Here is an 18,375-nt window from a genome sequence, read left to right as displayed (position 1 = left end):
GTGAGCGCGCTGGCTTGCCGGCAGCGTAGCCGCCTCGAACGATACGAATCTCACCCGGAGTAGAGCATGTCCAGAAATGTTGGAGTCATTGGCTTGGGAGCAATGGGGCTGGGTGTTGCCCACTCGTTGCTGCGGGCAGGTTTCAGGGTGCACGCGTGTGATCTGCGCAGCGCCGTGCTGGAGCGTTTCGCGGCGGACGGCGGCATTGCCTGTGCCAGTCCCGCTGAGTTGGGGGCACAGTGTGAGGTGGTTATCACGCTGGTCGTCAATGCGGCGCAGACCGACGCGGTGCTGTTCGGTGCGCAGGGTGCGGTGGCTCGCATGAAGCCGGGTGCGGTGGTGATTGCGAGCGCGACTGTCGCCCCTGACTTCGCCATCGACCTCGGCCGGCGCATCGAGGCCGCCGGTCTGCAGATGCTCGACGCGCCTGTCTCGGGCGGCGCGGCGCGCGCCGCATCCGGCGAGATGACGATGATGACCTCGGGTCCTGCCGCGGCCTACGCCGCCTGCGAGGACGTGCTGGCCGCAATGGCCGGCAAGGTTTACCGGCTGGGCGCGGCGCATGGTGTCGGCTCGAAAGTGAAGATCATCAACCAGTTGCTCGCCGGCGTGCATATTGCCGCCGCCGCGGAAGCGATGGCGCTCGGCTTGCGCGAGGGCGTCGACGCCGAGTCGCTGTACGACGTGATCACGCATAGCGCCGGCAACTCGTGGATGTTCGAGAACCGCGTGCCGCACATCCTCAAGGGCGACTACACGCCGCTGTCGGCGGTCGATATTTTTGTCAAGGATCTTGGTCTCGTGCTCGATACCGCGCGTCGTTCGAAATTCCCGTTGCCGCTTTCGGCAGCGGCGCATCAGATGTTCATGATGGCGTCGTCGGCAGGGCACGGCGGCGAGGACGACTCGGCGGTGATCAAGATTTTCCCCGGCATCGACGTGCCGGCAGCGAAGTCATAGCAGGGGCGCCGCCATGACCTCTTCATCTCCGCGGCCGCTGCTGGGCTGCATCGCCGACGATTTCACGGGCGCCACGGATCTGGCCAACATGCTGGTGCGCGGCGGCATGCGCACGGTTCAGACCATCGGCGTGCCGCGCTCGGACGAACCAGTGGCGGCCGACGCGCTGGTGGTGGCGCTGAAATCGCGCACCATCCCGGCCGCCGACGCGGTGGCGCAGTCGCTTGCCGCGCTCGACTGGTTGCGCGCGCAAGGTTGCCGTCAATTCTTCTTCAAGTACTGCTCGACCTTCGATTCGACGGATGCGGGCAATATCGGCCCGGTTGCGGATGCGTTGCTCGATGCGCTGTCCGGCCCAGGCTCGGGCGGGCAGACGCATGGCAGCGCTGAAGCTTTCACGATCGCTTGCCCGGCGTTTCCGGAGAACGGCCGCACGATCTACCGCGGCCATCTCTTCGTCGGCGACGTGTTGCTCAACGAATCGGGCATGGAGAACCATCCGCTCACGCCGATGACCGACGCGAATCTCGTGCGCGTCTTGCAGCGGCAGACGGCGTCGAAGGTCGGGCTCGTGCGTTATGACCGCGTCGCGCAGGGTGTGGAGGCGGTGCGCGAGTCGTTTGACGCGTTGCGGCGCGACGGCGTGCGCATGGCGATCGCGGACGCGCTTTCCGACGCCGATCTGCATACGCTCGGCGAGGCCTGTGCGGATCTCAGGCTGATCACGGGAGGTTCCGGCGTCGCGCTCGGCTTGCCGGCGAATTTTCGCCGTGCCGGGTTGCTGGTCGGGACGGCGGATGCGGGGCAGTTGCCGCGCATCGAAGGCCGCTCGGTCGTGCTGGCGGGCAGCGCCTCGAAAGCGACCAATGCGCAGGTCGCAGCCTGGCGCGTAAGCCGGCCTGCGTTTCGGCTCGACCCTCTGGCGGTTGCGCGCGGTGAGCCGGTGGTCGAACAGGCGCTCGCGTTTGCGCGTGAGCACTTCGGCGCCGACCAGCCGGTGCTGATCTATGCCACTGCGACGCCTGACGAAGTGAAGGCCGTTCAGCGCGAGCTCGGCGTCGAACAGGCAGGGCACCTGGTCGAAGGCGCGTTGGCCTCGATCGCGCGCGGCATGCGCGAACTGGGCGTACGCAAGTTCGTGGTCGCCGGTGGCGAGACTTCGGGGGCCGTCGTTCAGGCGCTCGATGTGCACACGCTGCGCATCGGCGCGCAGATCGATCCGGGCGTGCCGGCCACCGCGACCACCGGCGATACGCCGCTTGCGCTCGCGCTCAAGTCCGGCAACTTTGGTACGACCGATTTCTTTGCCAAGGCATTGCGTCATCTCGACGGAGCGGCGTCATGACATTAGGAATCCACAGCGGTGAAGAGGCAAGGATTCGCGAGGAAATCTGCGCCACGGGCGCGAGCTTGTATCAGCGCGGCTATACCGTGGGCACCGCCGGCAATATCAGCGCCCGTCTCGACGACGGCTGGCTGATTACGCCGACCGATGCCTGCCTCGGCTGGCTCGATCCTGCCGAAATTGCCAAAGTCGACCTCGCGGGCAATCCGGTGTCCGGCGGCAAGCCGTCGAAGACACTGGCGCTGCATCGCGGCATCTACGCGCGCAATGCGCAAGTCCGTGGTGTCGTGCATACCCATGCGACGCACCTGGTTGCCTTGACGCTGGCGGGCGTGTGGAGCGAAGCCGACGTGCTGCCGCCGATCACCCCGTATTACGTGATGAAAGTCGGCCATGTTCCGCTGATCCGCTACCGGCGCCCGGGCGATCCGCAGGTGGCCGAGCAGATTGCCGCGCTCGCCGACACCGTGCGCGGCGTGCTGCTGGAGCGGCTCGGGCCGGTGGTCTGGGAGCGCTCGGTGGCGCAGGCGTCGTACGCACTGGAAGAGCTCGAGGAGACGGCGCGCCTGTGGCTGATGACGAATCCGCGGCCGGCGCCGCTCGATGCTGCGGCGCTTGAAGAATTGCGCAGCGTATTCGGCGCGTGCTGGTAGCGCCGGCTAACTGAGACGTGGCGAGACGTGACGCGGCCCGCAGCCCGATCTTGCGACGCGACTGAGACTGATACCCATAAAGCCCGATGGCTGCCGCAGGCATACCGTCGCAGGCGTTCCATCAAAGGAGACAATGCATGAGTTCTTACCAGGCGGCTTCCATCCGACCCGACGGCCTCGCTGCACAGGCCACCGGACAACCCGGCACGGCTGAAGTCGAACGCACGTACAGGAAGGTGTTCTGGCGTATCGTGCCGTTCCTGATGCTGTGCTATGTGGTCGCGTATCTCGACCGGGTCAACGTCGGCTTCGCGAAACTGCAGATGTCGACGGATCTCGCGTTCAGCGAAACGGTGTTCGGCCTCGGCGCGGGCGTGTTCTTTATCGGTTACTTCCTGTTCGAACTGCCGAGCAACATCCTGATGCACAAGCTCGGCGCGCGCATCTGGATAGCGCGGATCATGATCACGTGGGGCCTGCTTTCGGCAGTGTTCGTGTTTGTGAGGACGCCTGCGCAGTTCTATATCCTGCGTTTCCTGCTCGGGCTGGCCGAAGCCGGTTTTTATCCCGGGGTGATCCTGTACCTGACCTACTGGTTTCCGTCGCATCGCCGCGCGAAGATCATCGCGGTGTTCATGTCGGCGATTCCCGTCTCGGGCATTTTCGGCAACCCGCTGTCCGGCTGGATCATGCAATCGTTTCATGGCAATCAGGGCTTTGCCGGCTGGCAATGGATGTTCCTGATCGAAGCGATCCCCGCTATCGCGATCGGCATTGCGACGATCCTGTACCTCGACAACGGCATTGCCAACGCCAAATGGCTAAGCGAGCGCGAGAAGCGCTTGCTGAGCGACGACATCGCCGCTCAGCAGCAAGAGAGAACCCGGACGCATTCCGTTGGCGCGGTATTCCGCGATCCGCGCACGTGGTGGATGTCGCTGATCTACTTTGCCTTCGTCACCGGGCAGTATGGCCTGACGTTCTGGATGCCTACGCTTGTCAAATCGACCGGCGTGACCGGGTCGTTCGAAATCGGGCTGCTGAGCGCGATTCCTTTCCTGTGCGCGATTGTCGTGATGAACGTCATGGGCCATAGTTCGGACCGGCGGCGCGAGCGTCGCTGGCATCTGATCGGGCCGGCGCTGTGCGGGGCGATTGGTTTTACCGTTGCGGCTTCGTTTGCGCACAATACGGTGGTGTCCATCGCGTTCCTGTCGCTCGCGGCGGCGGGCGTGCTGACCTGCGCACCGTTGTTCTGGTCGTTGCCTACGGCTTTCATGTCGGGCGCCACAGCGGCCGCCGGTATCGCCATCATCAATTCGATCGGCAATCTGGCCGGTTTCGCGAGCCCGTACATGATCGGTTATTTGAAGGATCTGACGCACAGCACCCAGTCCGGTATGTACGTGCTGGCCGGCATGCTGTTGATCGGCGCGCTGGCGGTCTGGTTCACCCCGGCGAAACTCGTCAACCGATAGAGACGTTCGCATTTGCCTGTCTGCCGGACGCGGGGCGCCCGGCAGTTCAATAGTAAAAGGAGTTGCTGCAATGCCTCGCTTCGCTGCCAATCTGACGATGATGTACAACGAGCACGGCTTTCTGGACCGTTTTGCCGCTGCGGCGCAAGACGGCTTCAAGGCCGTGGAGTTTCTGTTTCCCTACGATTTTCCGGCCACGGCGCTCAAGACCCGCCTCGCCGATCATGGCCTGATCCAGGCGCTCTTCAATGCGCCGCCGGGCGACTGGGCGGCGGGCGAGCGCGGCATCGCCTCGCTGCCAGGCCGCGAAGACGAGTTTCGCCGCAGCATCGATATCGCGCTCGATTACGCGCGCCAGCTCGGCAACCGCAAGCTGCACGTGATGGCGGGCCTGATCGCGGCGGGGCAGTCGCGCGAGCGGCATCGCGAGGTGTATCTGCAAAACCTCGCTTACGCGGCCCGCACCGCCCACGCGGATGGAATCACGGTGGTCATCGAGCCGATCAATACGCGCGACATCCCCGGCTTTTTCCTCAACCGCCAGGACGATGCCCAGGCGATATGCGCGCAAGTGGGCGCACCGAACCTGAAGGTGCAATTCGACTGCTATCACTGCCAGATCGTCGAGGGCGACCTCGCCGTGAAGCTCAAGCGCGATATGGCGGGCATCGGCCATATCCAGATTGCCGGGGTGCCTGAACGGCACGAGCCGGATATCGGCGAACTGAACTACCCGTATCTGTTCGATCTGATCGACCAGCTCGGCTACGACGGCTGGATTGGTTGCGAATACCGGCCGCGGGCGGGCACCTCGGCGGGCTTGGGCTGGCTCAAGCCGTATCTTGAGAAGCAGACCGATCAAGGACAACCGGCAAAATGAAAGTACTCATCACCGGCGGTGCAGGGTTTCTCGGCCAGCGTCTCGCGCGCGAACTGTTGGCGCGCGGCACGCTCAAGGGAGCGGATGGCGAGCCGCAGCCGTTGACTGAACTCGTGCTGCTCGACGTCGTCGCCGCGAGCGGTTTCAGCGATAGCCGGGTGCGCGTCGAGGTGGGCGATATCGGCGAGCGCAGCGTGCTCGAGGGCGTGATCGACGCCGGGACTTCGGCCATTTTCCATCTGGCCGCGATTGTCAGCGGCCAGGCGGAAGCGGATTTCGATCTTGGCATGCGCATCAATCTCGATGCCTCGCGCCTGCTGCTCGAAACCTGCAGGATGCGCGGCCACCGGCCCCGCGTGGTCTTTACCAGTTCGGTCGCGGTGTATGGCGGCGACATGCCCGACGTGGTGCGCGACGACACGGCGCTTAATCCGCAATCTTCATATGGAACGCAGAAGGCGATCGCCGAACTGCTGCTGAACGACTATACGCGGCGTGGTTTCGTCGACGGGCGGGTGTTGCGGCTGCCCACCATCAGCGTGCGTCCCGGTAAGCCGAATGCGGCGGCTTCGTCGTTCGCGAGCGGGATCATCCGCGAACCGCTGCACGGCGAGACCGCGATTTGCCCGGTGGCGGGCAGCACGCGGCTGTGGCTGCTGTCGCCGCGCAAGGCGATTGCCTGTCTGATCGCAGGACTCGAACTCGACGCCGCCGCGCTTGGCAACCAGCGCGTGCTGAACCTGCCGGGCATTTCGGTGAGCGTCGACGAAATGGTCGCGGCGCTGCGGGAAGTCGCCGGCGACGAGGTGGTCGAGCGCATCGACTGGCAGGCCGATCCGCGCATCGAAAAGATCGTCGGCAGTTGGCCGGGCCGCTGGGATACCGGCCGCGCCGAACGACTCGGCCTGCCGGGCGAGGCGAGCTTTGCGGACGTGATCCGCAGCTACATCGAGGACGAGCATCTTTCGCTGCGCTAACGACGAGGGCTACGCGGCGATGCTCTTCGCCGCTTTTCGCGGTTTCTCTCGCCGCCTTCAATCATGATCGGTCACCATCAACCGCGCTTGACATGGTTTCCTGGGCACGCCTATCATCATGGCTGATTGTTCGATACACGATCTCTTGTTCGTATATAGAACATTTGACATCCTCGTGATATGGCCGAGGCTGCATCCAACTGGAGACACTCATGACTGAAGCTTTCCTGTGCGACGCGATTCGCACGCCGATCGGCCGCTATGCGGGTTCCTTGTCGTCGGTGCGCGCCGACGACCTTGGCGCAGTGCCGCTCAAGGCGCTGATGGAGCGCAACAAGGAGGTCGACTGGAGCGCGGTCGACGACGTGATCTACGGCTGCGCCAACCAGGCTGGCGAAGACAATCGCAACGTCGCGCGCATGTCGCTGCTGCTCGCGGGTCTGCCGCAGGGCGTGCCGGGTTCCACGGTCAATCGGTTGTGCGGCTCGGGCATGGACGCGGTGGGCATTGCAGCACGCGCGATCAAATCGGGCGAAGCCGCGCTGATGGTGGCGGGCGGTGTCGAAAGCATGAGCCGCGCCCCCTTCGTCATGGGCAAGGCGACTAGCGCGTTTTCGCGCCAGGCGGACATCTTCGATACGACGATCGGCTGGCGTTTCGTCAATCCGCTGATGAAGCAACTGTACGGCGTCGATTCGATGCCGGAAACCGGCGAGAACGTCGCGACCGACTACCACGTGAGTCGCGCCGATCAGGACGCGTTTGCGCTACGCAGCCAGCAGAAGGCCGCACGTGCGCAGCGCGACGGCACGCTGGCGCAGGAAATCGTCGCGGTGACGATCGCGCAGAAGAAGGGCGATCCGCTCGTGGTGTCGCAAGACGAACATCCCCGCGAGACCAGCCTTGAGACGCTCGCCAAACTGAAAGGGGTGGTGCGCCCGGACGGCACGGTGACTGCTGGCAATGCCTCGGGTGTCAACGACGGCGCCGCCGCCTTGCTGCTGGCGAATGAAGTGACCGCCCAGCGCTTCGGCCTGACGCCGCGGGCGCGCGTACTCGGCATCGCCACGGCCGGCGTCGCACCGCGCGTGATGGGCATCGGCCCGGCGCCCGCCACGCAAAAGCTGCTGGCGCGGCTGAATATGAAGCTGGATCAATTCGACGTGATCGAGCTGAATGAGGCGTTTGCCTCGCAAGGCCTGGCGGTGCTGCGCGCGCTCGGCGTGGCGGACGACGATGCCCGTGTGAATCCGAACGGCGGCGCGATTGCGCTTGGCCATCCGCTCGGCATGAGCGGTGCGCGGCTGGTGACGACCGCGATGTATCAGTTGCAGCGCACGCAAGGGCGCTTTGCGCTGTGCACGATGTGTATCGGCGTTGGCCAGGGCATTGCGATTGCGATTGAGCGCGTTTGAGCTTTCACGCTAGAAGAAGGAAGCGCAACCCAGTAGCTTCCCGCTGTGCCGGGAACTAGCAATGGGTTGCAAGGCTGGAAATAGACAAACACCCCCGCTTGCGGGGGTGTTTGTCATTCAGGGACCGCATTGCTACAGGCGTGCGCGTCGAATTGGCTGGAGAATTGTCGAGTTTTGTCGTCTAACCGCGGCCGTGCCAAACCTGTCGGTTATGCTGCGTGCCCGCTCCGCGGCGGGATGGACTTCCCCGCCGGCGACCTGGGAAGGCGGACCTCGCGGTATGATTGCCGGGATTCTGCGTGCCCGAGGCGCAGCGCTGGCCGACCTCATCGGGTTTTGCACGGCGACGGCGGTTATCCGCCGGTACCGAAACCCTGTCAGTTTCAGACGATTTACTCATGCCTTTCCGGATTCTGCTCGTCGAAGACGATAACCGCCTGTCTGCGCTGGTCGCCGGCTATCTGCGCAAGCACGACTACGAAGTCGACGTGGTGCTGAACGGCAACGACGCGGTGCCCGCTATCCTCAAACGCCAGCCGGACCTCGTGATCCTCGACGTCAATCTGCCCGGCAAGGACGGTTTCCAGATCTGCCGCGAGGCGCGCGAGCAATTCGACGGCGTGATCATCATGGTGACCGCACGCGACGAACAGTTCGACGAAGTGCTGGGCCTCGAGTTCGGCGCGGACGACTACGTCCACAAGCCGGTCGAACCGCGCGTCCTGCTTGCCCGCATCAAGGCGCAGTTGCGCCGCGTGGCGGGGCGGGGCGCGGAAGTCTCCGGCCAGCCTGAGCGCTTTACCTTCGGCAAGTTCGAGATCAACCGGGCGACGCGTACCGTGACGCTGCCGGACGGCACCCGCCCGGACCTGACCTCTGCGGAATTCGACCTGCTGTGGGCGCTGGTCAGTTGCGCAGGCGAGGTGGTGAGCCGCGACGACCTGATGCGGCAACTGCGCGGCATCGAGTTCGACGGACTTGACCGCACTATCGACGGCGGTATTTCGAAGCTGCGCCGCAAGCTGCATGACGATTCGGGCACGCCACAGCGTATCAAGACCGTGCGCGGCAAGGGGTATCAATTCAGCAAGGTGGCGTGGGAATAGCCGCCATAGCGGCGCATCTTCCACTCACGCAAGCGGCGCCACTGTAGCTTCACTTCCACTTAGGCACGAAGAGCCAACTCAGCTTCAGGACTGCACCACCACGGCCGGCAGCCTGATATGAGCGCGCCCGCGCCGACAAAACTCCACAGAGACTCGCCTCAAATCTACAGTCACGCGTGCGTCGCGTCGCTAGTATCGCAAGCTTGTTTACTTCAAAGCCTGCGTCATGCCCGCCCGCGCCTTACCTCTCTCGAAACATGCAGTTTTGATGATTCACGGCTTGGGCGGCACGCGTCACGATTTCGGCTCGCTCGACCGCAAATTCGAGCAGATCGGCTGCGATGTGTATCTGCCGTCGTTGCCGGGCCACGGCTCGCGTCCCGACCAGTTGAGCGGCGTCAGCCTGCGCGACTACATGCAGCTATTGAGCCGTACGTATCGCGATCTGATCGGCCGCTACGAACGCGTCGATGTCGCCGGCATTTCGATGGGCGCCTTGCTCGCGGTGATGTTGAGCGCCCGTGAGCGCATGACCCGCGGCCGCCTGATCCTGCTGTCGCCGCCGCTCTTCCTCGACGGCTGGGGCGGCTCGCGGCTGCAGCCGCTGCGCTACCTGCTGTACTGCGTGCCCGGCCTGCGTCGCCTGATCCGGGTGCCGGAGGGCGAGCCGTTCGGCATCAAGAACGACCGTATCCGCAACCTGATTCGCCGTGCGCTGCAAAAGGGCAGCGGGGTTCACTATCCGTATGTGCCGCTTGCCGCCATCGCCCAGGTGGACTGGATGCGCTTTGCGGTCAAACGCGCGCTGCCGCAGGTGGCCTGCGAAACGCTGGTGATGCACTCCGAAGAAGATGAAGTCACGAGCATCCGCTCGGCCGAATTCGTCTGCGAACATCTCGGCAGCCGCGAGGTCACGCTCGTGCGCCTGACCGACAGCTATCACATGATCACGCTCGACAACGAGCGCGATACCGTTGCCGATCGTACGCTCGCGTTCGTGCAGCGTCCCGGTATGCTAACGTGAGCCCCGCGCGGGCTGAACGAACCCGAACCCGAAGCCGAAAAGGCTGAACGGCCTCCTCTGGACGGCGCGCGCCTTTTCTCCGACGTTCGTGACCATGAATCCTGCCGCACCCAAACTTTCCGCTTTCCGCTACCTCAAATGGCGCTGGCTGCACTTCCGCCGTTCCTGGACGGATACGCGTGCCGACCGCATGCCGAACTGGTCGAGGCTCTATCTGCGCGCCTATCTTCGTCTGCTGGGTCTGGCGTTGGTGGTGGCCGTGGCTCCGTTGCTTGTCTTATCGTCCGGGCTGACGGTGGCCGTGGTCCGGCACGGCTTCGCGGCGTTGCCGGGCGGCATCGTACTGGCCCTGCTGGTGGTGTTCGGTGCGCCGGCCGTGGTGGCGTACCGCTGGATGCGGCCGGTCTGGGTCGATCTGGTGATGGTGCGCGAGCGCGCCATCGATTTCACCGGCGGCCGCTTCAACACCCGCGCACGCGAGTCGTACAGCACGATCATCGGGCCGCTCGCGCGCACGCTCAATGCGCTGGCCGAGCGGATGGAACGGCTGATCGCCGCGCAGCGCGAGTTGACCAGCGGGATCTCGCACGAACTGCGCACGCCACTCGCCCGCGTACGTTTTGCGCTGGAGGTGTTGCGCGAGCCGGGTTCGGCCGCCGAGTACGACAGTGCTCTCGCGAGCATCGACCAGGACGTGACGGAACTGGACGAGCTGATCGACATGAGCCTCACCTATGCGCGGCTCGAATACAGCTCGCTGCAATCGAATCTTGAACTCACCGTGCTCGCCACTTGGTTCGACAGCCAGGTCAACGACGCGGCGCTGCTTTATACCGAGAAAGAAATCGTCTCGCAGGTCGAAATCGACCCGGCGCTGCGCGTCGTGATGGACAAGCGCCTGATGTCGTATGCGATGCGCAACCTGCTGCGCAACGCCAGCAAATACGCGCGCTCGCGGATTCTGGTCGGGCTTGCGGTGCGGCACGGCAACGTCGAGATCTTCGTCGAAGACGACGGCGCGGGCGTGCCGGACAGCGAGCGCGCGCGCATTTTCGATGCATTCGTACGGCTCGACCGGCACACCGGCGGCTACGGCCTGGGCCTTGCGATTACGCAGCAGGTCCTGCGTGCGCACAACGGCCGGATCGCGGTCACGGATTCCGTGACCTTGCCGGGGGCGCGCTTCGAAATCAGTTGGCCCGCCGGCACCGCTTAATACGTGTGGCCGAGCTGGATGTAGAAGTTGTTGCGCCCGCCAGGCGCGAACGCCACACCCAGATAGATCGGTCCGAACGAACTGGTCGCGCTGGTGAAGAACGTGATGCTGCGTTTGATCGGCCCACCGCCGTATTGAATCTCGCCGTCCCACACGTTGCCGGCTTCGAGGCTCAGGCCGGCGAACAGGGCGTGGATGGGCGAGACGGTAAACGTCGTGAGCTGATTCATGTAGGTGACCTGGCCGAAGAGCATCGAGTTGCCTGCCAGTTGATCCGCAGCATAGGCGGACAGATGCTGGAACCCGCCGAGCATGAAGCCGAACGGATTGACCGGGTTGGTGTTCCCGAAGTCCTTGCCGGCCTCGATACTGGCGTTGATGCTTTGACGGCCGTAGCTGGCGGCCACCAGCGCCTTGCCGTAGACCTCGGTGAAGGTGTTCTGCGGTTGCGCGAACAGTGACCGTTCCCCGCGCATCTCCAGGTAATAGCCCTTGCGCGCGAACAGCGGATCGTCGAGCTGGTCGATGACGAGACGCGCGCGCACCGTGAACTCGCGACCGTAGATGTCGGGATACTCCAGTTGGAGATTGCCGTTCTGATCGTAGTACTGCCCGTTGTATTGCGGCGAGGCGAAACCATGCGCGTACGCCACCCCCACCCGGAAGTCGCCCAGGTTCGCGAGCGGCAGGCCGAAGTCGAGGCCGGCGCGCTCCGTCTGCTGCTGGTACTGCGTGAGCTTGATATACGGATCGTCCTGGAACACGTTCGCGTAGCTGCGCTGGAACTCCACATACGGCGCGACGTAATAGCCGAACGAATACGAGAGCGGCTGGCGCAGTTCGGCGTGCAGCGCGAGCATGTCGCTGCCCACCGTGCCGTCGATCAATCCTTCGAGCCCCGATGACGTCAACCATGGCCGGCGGTAGCCCACGTGCAGGCGGAAGCCGCCTTCGTCCGAGGAGCTGGCCGACAGGCCGAGCCCGAACAGCAGGAAGTTGGGCCCCCACGACCTGTCCTGGGCATCGACGATCAGGGTGTTCTGATCGCCGTCGCTGACCAGCCGCTGTGTCACGTTGTCGAAGTCGCCTGCCGTCGTGAGTGCGAGCAGGTTCTTGTTGAGCGCCTTCGGATCGTAGAGGTCGCCGGGGTGAACGTGCAGCGCCTCGACAATGCGCCGCTCGGGTACGGCGCCGTGCGAATTCACCACGATGCGGGTGATCCGTACCGGCTTCGCCGCGGGCGTCATGTGCGCAGCGCGCCAGGCGGCGTATTGTTCCGGCGTCAGCGCGAGGTGCTGCAGCCTCGGCAGCGCGGCGCGGGCGGCGGCCTCTCCGGCGGCGATCGCCTGTGGGGCGTTGGCGAAGTCGGTGAAGCTCAACGGCCCGAGCGCCGGTTCGATCAGCACGTCGCCGGCGCCGAGCTGTTCGCGCTGGCGCGCGACGTTCTGATGAATCAGGATGCCTATCATCTGCTGCATGACGTCGGCGGGGGAGGCGAGCGCGTCGAGCGGCCGCAGCGGCGAGCCGATGTCCACCGCGATCACTTCCTGCGCGCCCATGTCGTGAGCGGTTTCGATCGGCAGATTGCTGACGAGGCCGCCGTCCACCAGCGTGCGGCCGTCCACCACGGTCGGAGCGAACAGGCCCGGCAGCGCGATGCTGGCGCGAATGGCCTGCGGCAGCGAACCGTGATTGAGCACCACCTTCTGACCGGTTTGCAGATCCGTGGCGATCGCCCGGAACGGAATCGGCAACTGGCTGAACGAGGTGTCGCCCGGCACAGCGGCGGTCCAGTCCTGCAGCAAGGCCTGCAGGCGATTGCCTTGCACGAGCCCCGCCGGCAAGCGGAAGCCGTTGCTGCCGAAGCCGGCCGAGAGGCTGCCCGCGTAGAGTTGCCCGTCTTCGCGTTGCGACTGGGGCAGATCGGCGCGCTCGATGACGTCGAAGGCGATATCGGCCAGGTTGATCTGGGCGAGGCGTGTTTCCATCTCCTGCGCAGTCATGCCGCTCGCATACAGGCCGCCCACCACCGAACCCATGCTGGTGGCGGCGATGCAGTCGACCGGGATGCGGTTTTCTTCGAGTACCTTCAGCACACCCAGGTGAGCGTAGCCGCGTGCGCCTCCGCCGGACAGCACGAGTCCGACAGAGGGCCGGCCGGCCGGTCCGCCCGCCACCGTGCAGGCGGTGTCCGCTGCATGGGCGGATTGCAGCAAGGCCGTGAGGCCGAGCACCAGCAGCGCAGTCGTGCAATGCGAGCGGTGTTTCGTATGGCTGGGCCTTGTGTATGCCGCCGTCTCTGATTGTTTTTGGCTCGCCACCGCTCGGATCATCCGCTTCACGACTAGAGGAAAAACCGAGAGGTTACATGGTTTTACGGCCAATTACAGAGGTTGCTGCGGGGTCGCTCAAGAAAGGGAAATGTAGGGTGCGCGAGGCCACTTTGTCCGGCCCGATTCGGTGGGCATCAGATGCCGGTATGCCGTGCGTGACGATCCATGACGGGACGTTGTGCCAGTCCCCGTTGCGGCCCTTAACGCGGCTACAATGCCCGTGAAATCGTCCTTCCGTTGGCCGGGCACGGGCGCGCGGCCAGTGCGGGAATAAAAACGACATCGGGGCAGTCTGCTCAGTGTCGGTCACGTAGAGGGGTTATCGCAGGGATTTCACAATGACCGATCCACTCATCGCGAAGCGCTTCGAGTCGCTGGTATTGCCGCACATGCACTCGGCCTTCAATGTTGCGCGCTGGTTGACGCATAACGACCAGGACGCCCAGGACGTCGTTCAGGAGTCGTACCTGCGCGCGTTCCGGTTCTTTGGCAGCTTCCGTGGCGAGGACGCGCGCGCATGGCTTCTGAGCATCGTGCGCAACACTTTCTACACGTGGCATCAGCAGAACCGGGGTCATGCGGCGCAGACCACCGAGTTCGAGGAGGACCTGCATAGCCTCGAGACCGATAGCGCGCAGCATGACGACAGTCCTGAGGCGTGCCTGATTCGCAGCCAGAGTCGCAAGCGGGTGCACGACGCGCTACGGAGCTTGCGTGTGGAATACAGGGAGGTCGTGGTGCTGCGGGAGCTGGAAGATTTGTCGTACAAGGAAATTGCTGTGATCGTGGGCATTCCCATGGGCACGGTGATGTCTCGCCTCGGGCGCGGCCGCCAGCAACTCGCGGCGCTGCTCGCACCGACGGACCAGGAGGCGTGATGGAGCACGAACAGGCTTTTGAACTGCTGCCAGGTTATATCGACGAGGAATTGAGTTTGTCCGAGGCGCTCGAATTCGAGCGCCACCTCGCCGGCTGCCCGCTGTGCAAGCAGGCTTATGAGCAGCAGCGCCAGGTCAGCACGCAACTGCGCCAGGCGGATTTGCATTGGCAAGCGCCACCGGAACTGGCGCAACGCATTCGCGCTGCCCTGCCGGGGCGGCCTTCGCTGTGGCAGCGTTTCGCCGCATGGCTGGGCGGGACCGGCGCTTTTGGCGGCGGCGCAGGGACGGGCGGCGGCGCCGCACGGCTCGGCTGGGCGCCGGCCGGCGCGATGGTGTTGAGCCTCGTGGCGTTGACGTGGAGCGCGGGGCTCTACTTATCGATGCCCGCCGCGGATACGCACCTGACGCAAGAACTGGTGGACAGCCATGTGCGATCGTTGCAGTTCGATCATTTGTATGACGTGATTTCGACGGACCGCCACACGGTCAAGCCGTGGTTCGACGGCAAGCTCGACTTCGCGCCGCCGGTGGTCGACCTTGCGCAGCAAGGGTATCCGCTGGTGGGTGGCAGGCTCGACTACCTGAACGGACGCGCGGTCGCGGTGATGGTGTACCGCTACAAGCTGCACCCGATCAATCTGTATGTCTGGCCGGGCAATGACGCGAGCGCCACACCGCAGATCAGCGAGCGGCAGGGCTACCATCTTGCGCACTGGAGTGCCGCGGGAATGAATTACTGGGTCGTCACCGATGCAGGTGGAGCCGAGCTCGATGGTTTCATTACGAATCTGCGCGCGCATCCCGCTTCCTGACGGTTGCGGCGCAGCCAGATGCGGTTCGACAAAATAGATCAGAGTGCCCCCTGACCTGCCGCTTACGCGTCAGGCCCCCCGAGGGGGTCAAGGAAACTTGGGGCGGCCCGGCGTTTCCTTGAGGACTCGTGGAATAAACCGCGTGACCCGGCAGTCTCCTCACTGAATCCAGTCAGGAGGCCCGGCGGATGAGCCGCCGGCCTACCTCCTGAACTTCAATCGTGAGGTCGCCATGCCGTCAGATCTTCCATCCAGTCCGTCGCGCCGCGGCGCGTTGAAGTGCCTCGCCTTCGGTGGCGTGGGCACGGTGTTTGTCCTTGCCGGCGGCATTCTGACGCCGGTCGAGCTGGCGCTGGCCGCCGGCGCCGAGGATGCCTCGACACCGGCCGGTGTGCCGCTGTTTCTGCAGATCAGCGACACGCACATCGGCTTTAACAAGGACGCCAATCCTGACGTGGCGGGCACGCTCAAGCGGACCATCGACTTCGTCAACGCGATGCCGGTCAAGCCGGCATTGACGATTCATACGGGCGACATCACGCATCTGTCCAAGCCGGAGCAGTTCGATCTCGCGGCCCAGTTGCTGTCGGGTCTGAATATTACCGAGTTGCATACGGTGCCCGGCGAGCACGACGTGACCGACGGTCCCGGCACCGAGTACTTCAATCGTTTCGGCAAGGCCTCGGACAACAAGGGTTATTACAGTTTCGACCACAACGGCGTGCATTTTATCGGTCTCGTCAACGTGATGCATTTCAAGCCGAACGGCCTGGGCGGCCTCGGTGACGAGCAGCTTGCGTGGCTCGAAAACGACCTCAAGGGCCGCTCGTCCAGTACGCCGATCGTCGTGTTTGCGCATATGCCGATGTGGACGATCTATGAGCCATGGGGTTGGGGCACCGGCGATGCAGGCCAGGCTATGAGCTATCTGAAGCGCTTCGGCTCGGTAACGGTTCTGAACGGCCATATCCACCAGATCGTCTCGAAGGTGGAAGGCAATATCACTTTCCATACGGCGCGCTCGACTGCCTATCCGCAGCCGACCGCGGGCGAGGGGCCCGGTCCCATGCCGTTGACGGTGGCGAGCGATCAGTTGCCGCGGATGTTGGGCGTGACCAGCATCAAGATCATGCGGCACCCGCTCAAGGCGACGCTCGACGACGCCACACTCGCCTGAATCGAAATAAATCAATGCTTGTGACAAAGGATGATAATCATGATTAGGAATGCTATGCGGCGCTCGGTGAGCGTTTCGCTCGGGGTGGTTCTGCTGCTGGCGGTGTCAGCCGGCTTCTCTGCCGCTCAGGCGCAGGAGGGGAGCGCCGTGATGATCAAGAACTTCATGTTTTCGCCGATGGCGATTACCGTCAAGAGCGGGTCGACCGTGACCTGGAAAAACCTCGACGGCGAGCCGCATGTGGTGGTCAGCGACACGGGCCTGTTCCGTTCTTCCGCGCTCGATCAGAACGACACTTTCCAGTACAAGTTCGATAAGCCTGGCGTCTATAAGATCTTCTGCGGCATCCACCCGAATATGCGGGCGACTGTTACGGTGCAGTAGTTGGTCCTTCAAACCCACGTCTCAGTGATGCGCATGGTGCGGGGCTGTCTGTTGCTGCGCCAGCTCGACTGCTGGTAGCGGCCGTTGGTACAGATAGCCTTGCCCGAACGGCACGCCCGCGTCGTGCAGCACGCGGTGCTGCGCCTCGGTTTCGACACCTTCGGCAATCACAACCAGATCGAAGTGCCCGGCCACGGCTACGATGCCCCGGATCAGGTCGGCGCCGCCGGTATCCGCCGGCGCCACGAACTGCCGGTCGATCTTGACGTAGTCGAACGGGAAGCGGCTCAGCAGATCGAGGTTGCTGTGCTGCGTGCCGAAGTCGTCGATAGAGAAGCGCACGCCGCGCGCCTTGAGCGTCTCGAAGATCGCGAGCACGCGCGAGCTTTTGCTCAACAGAAACCGCTCGGTCAACTCGAGCACGAGACTGATGCCTTCCGGCAGCGCCTCGGCGACCGCCAGCACCTCGGCCACGAAGCCGCGCCGCTCGAGATCGCGCGGCGCGATATTGACCGCTATGCGCAGCGGCAGCGCCGGCGGCGATGCGCTTATTTCCGCGGCCGCCGTGCGCAGGATAAAGCGCGTCACGTCGGCGAGCAGCGCGCTGCTCTCCACCTCGGCCATGAATACGGCGGGACTGACGGCGCCCCACTTGGGATGATTCCAGCGTAGCAGGGCCTCTACGCCAGCCACGCGACGAGTCGCAATCTCGACGATCGGTTGATAAACGACGTGCAGTTCGCCCTGTTTCAAACCGCGCCGTACCGCGTTGAGCAGCAGGCGGCGTGGCGCCAGCACGAGCAGGTAGAGCGCTGCGATGAGAGCGTCCAGCAGCAGACCCGCGGCGCCGAAGAGCAGTCCGTACTGCCAGCGCATCTGCTTGCTGAAAGCGGGCGATGCGCTCAGCTCGATCGCGAACGGCCACACGCTGGAGGCAACACGTGTTGCGTTGAGCGGCGCCTCCTGTGCGGCCGGCACGAACACGCCGTGGTCGGTCAGACGTCCGCTGCCGTCGATCGATAACGCGGCTTGCTGCGCGCCGTAGCGCAAGCCGTGAGCCAACGTATCGGCAATGTATTCGCCTTCGATGATGTAGAGCACGCCGTTGCCCGGACCCATCGCATGGAACATGGCGATAACCGGCACGCCCGGCTGGAACTGCGTTTCGGCGAGAAGGTTGAGGCTCACCGGCACGCCGGATCGAAACCGGTAGGTGGAGAGCGGCGCATCGACAGGTCCGAGGCCGGACGAACAATAGAGGCGCCCGTTTCGCACCAGCGTGATCACGCGTACGTAGCTGACGTAGGTCTGCAATGCCGACAACGCAGGCTGCACCTGCGCGCACGGCTGGCCGGCAAGGGCGCTCAGATCGGCCGCACGGCGCGAGCTGACGCCGCTCAGGATGGTGTCGACGGAAGTGGCGAGGTCGCTGCCGATCAGACGCTCGCGCGCGGCGACGGCACGCCCGGCGTAGTACTCGCCCGCGAGCAGCATGGCGAGCATGACGGACAGACCACACGCGATAACCGCAATTTGCAACAGGCGTGGGGCGATTCCGCGCCAGACGGGGGGCGATGGGGATGTTTTGGCGTTCAAGGTCTTGCCGGCAGTGTTCGACGAATCGTACATGGCGTCACGGCAAAAGAGGACGGAACCACGCCGCGGGCGCAGCACCGGGGGATAACCGGCGTGGTCGATTTATCAGATGATAGCGTACGCCTGCGCAACCGCTAC

The 18,375-nt window shown here is 64.3% G+C and carries 16 protein-coding genes; 14 read left to right on the top strand and 2 right to left on the bottom strand.

What is annotated here, in order from left to right; translation table 11 throughout:
* Positions 1-66 precede the first annotated feature (66 nt).
* The 10 genes from ltnD to AC1ECK_RS05160 all read left to right on the top strand — a co-directional run bounded on the left by ltnD (position 67) and on the right by AC1ECK_RS05160 (position 11,054).
* Entirely contained in the window at positions 67-960 is an 894-nt protein-coding gene (ltnD, locus tag AC1ECK_RS05205) for an L-threonate dehydrogenase (protein WP_480316597.1), read from the top strand.
* Positions 961-973: 13 nt separating this feature from the next.
* Positions 974-2,305: a 3-oxo-tetronate kinase gene (gene otnK, locus AC1ECK_RS05200; protein ID WP_480316595.1), complete on the top strand. Its 1,332-nt coding sequence runs from the start codon at positions 974-976 to the stop codon at positions 2,303-2,305.
* Positions 2,302-2,958, top strand: coding sequence for a 3-oxo-tetronate 4-phosphate decarboxylase (gene otnC, locus AC1ECK_RS05195; protein ID WP_480316593.1), 657 nt, complete (start codon positions 2,302-2,304; stop codon positions 2,956-2,958). Before otnK ends, otnC begins: the two co-directional genes overlap by 4 nt.
* Before the next feature lie 137 nt (positions 2,959-3,095).
* Positions 3,096-4,436 carry an MFS transporter gene (locus AC1ECK_RS05190; RefSeq protein WP_480316591.1) on the top strand — a complete coding sequence of 447 codons (1,341 nt, stop codon included), beginning with the start codon at positions 3,096-3,098 and terminating at the stop codon, positions 4,434-4,436.
* Positions 4,437-4,506: 70 nt separating this feature from the next.
* Entirely contained in the window at positions 4,507-5,316 is an 810-nt protein-coding gene (gene otnI, locus AC1ECK_RS05185; protein ID WP_480316589.1) for a 2-oxo-tetronate isomerase, read from the top strand.
* Positions 5,313-6,293 (top strand): D-erythronate dehydrogenase, encoded by a 981-nt coding sequence (denD, locus tag AC1ECK_RS05180; RefSeq protein WP_480316587.1) that lies wholly within the window; start codon positions 5,313-5,315, stop codon positions 6,291-6,293. Before otnI ends, denD begins: the two co-directional genes overlap by 4 nt.
* Positions 6,294-6,505: 212 nt before the next feature.
* Entirely contained in the window at positions 6,506-7,708 is a 1,203-nt protein-coding gene (gene pcaF / locus AC1ECK_RS05175; RefSeq protein WP_480316585.1) for a 3-oxoadipyl-CoA thiolase, read from the top strand.
* A gap of 398 nt (positions 7,709-8,106) precedes the next feature.
* Positions 8,107-8,814, top strand: coding sequence for a response regulator (locus AC1ECK_RS05170; RefSeq protein ID WP_480316583.1), 708 nt, complete (start codon positions 8,107-8,109; stop codon positions 8,812-8,814).
* Positions 8,815-9,040: 226 nt separating this feature from the next.
* Positions 9,041-9,838 carry an alpha/beta hydrolase gene (locus tag AC1ECK_RS05165; RefSeq protein WP_480316581.1) on the top strand — a complete coding sequence of 266 codons (798 nt, stop codon included), beginning with the start codon at positions 9,041-9,043 and terminating at the stop codon, positions 9,836-9,838.
* 94 nt (positions 9,839-9,932) lie between these two features.
* Positions 9,933-11,054, top strand: coding sequence for an ATP-binding protein (locus AC1ECK_RS05160; protein WP_480316580.1), 1,122 nt, complete (start codon positions 9,933-9,935; stop codon positions 11,052-11,054).
* Here the strand turns inward: AC1ECK_RS05160 and AC1ECK_RS05155 are convergent.
* Entirely contained in the window at positions 11,051-13,375 is a 2,325-nt protein-coding gene (locus AC1ECK_RS05155) for a patatin-like phospholipase family protein (protein WP_480316578.1), read from the bottom strand. The two genes, AC1ECK_RS05160 and AC1ECK_RS05155, sit on opposite strands and share 4 nt — an antisense overlap.
* Positions 13,376-13,725: 350 nt before the next feature.
* Between AC1ECK_RS05155 and AC1ECK_RS05150 the strand changes: the two genes are divergently transcribed.
* The 4 genes from AC1ECK_RS05150 to AC1ECK_RS05135 all read left to right on the top strand — a co-directional run bounded on the left by AC1ECK_RS05150 (position 13,726) and on the right by AC1ECK_RS05135 (position 16,641).
* Positions 13,726-14,265: a sigma-70 family RNA polymerase sigma factor gene (locus AC1ECK_RS05150; protein ID WP_480316576.1), complete on the top strand. Its 540-nt coding sequence runs from the start codon at positions 13,726-13,728 to the stop codon at positions 14,263-14,265.
* Entirely contained in the window at positions 14,265-15,080 is an 816-nt protein-coding gene (locus AC1ECK_RS05145; protein ID WP_480316574.1) for an anti-sigma factor family protein, read from the top strand. The genes AC1ECK_RS05150 and AC1ECK_RS05145 overlap by 1 nt, the downstream gene beginning before the upstream one ends.
* 232 nt (positions 15,081-15,312) lie before the next feature.
* Positions 15,313-16,257 (top strand): metallophosphoesterase family protein, encoded by a 945-nt coding sequence (locus AC1ECK_RS05140; RefSeq protein ID WP_480316572.1) that lies wholly within the window; start codon positions 15,313-15,315, stop codon positions 16,255-16,257.
* A gap of 39 nt (positions 16,258-16,296) precedes the next feature.
* On the top strand, positions 16,297-16,641 hold the full coding sequence (locus AC1ECK_RS05135) for a cupredoxin domain-containing protein (protein WP_480316570.1): 345 nt from the start codon (positions 16,297-16,299) through the stop codon (positions 16,639-16,641).
* 21 nt (positions 16,642-16,662) lie between these two features.
* Here the strand turns inward: AC1ECK_RS05135 and AC1ECK_RS05130 are convergent, their stop codons facing one another.
* A complete protein-coding gene (locus AC1ECK_RS05130; protein WP_480316568.1) occupies positions 16,663-18,144 on the bottom strand; it encodes an EAL domain-containing protein in 1,482 nt (493 codons plus the stop codon).
* Positions 18,145-18,375 lie beyond the last annotated feature (231 nt).

Source organism: Paraburkholderia sp. SSBN10T (assembly GCF_056619545.1).
The sequence above is the reverse complement of the archived record's forward strand: the minus strand, read 5'-3'. Positions and strand labels throughout refer to the sequence as shown.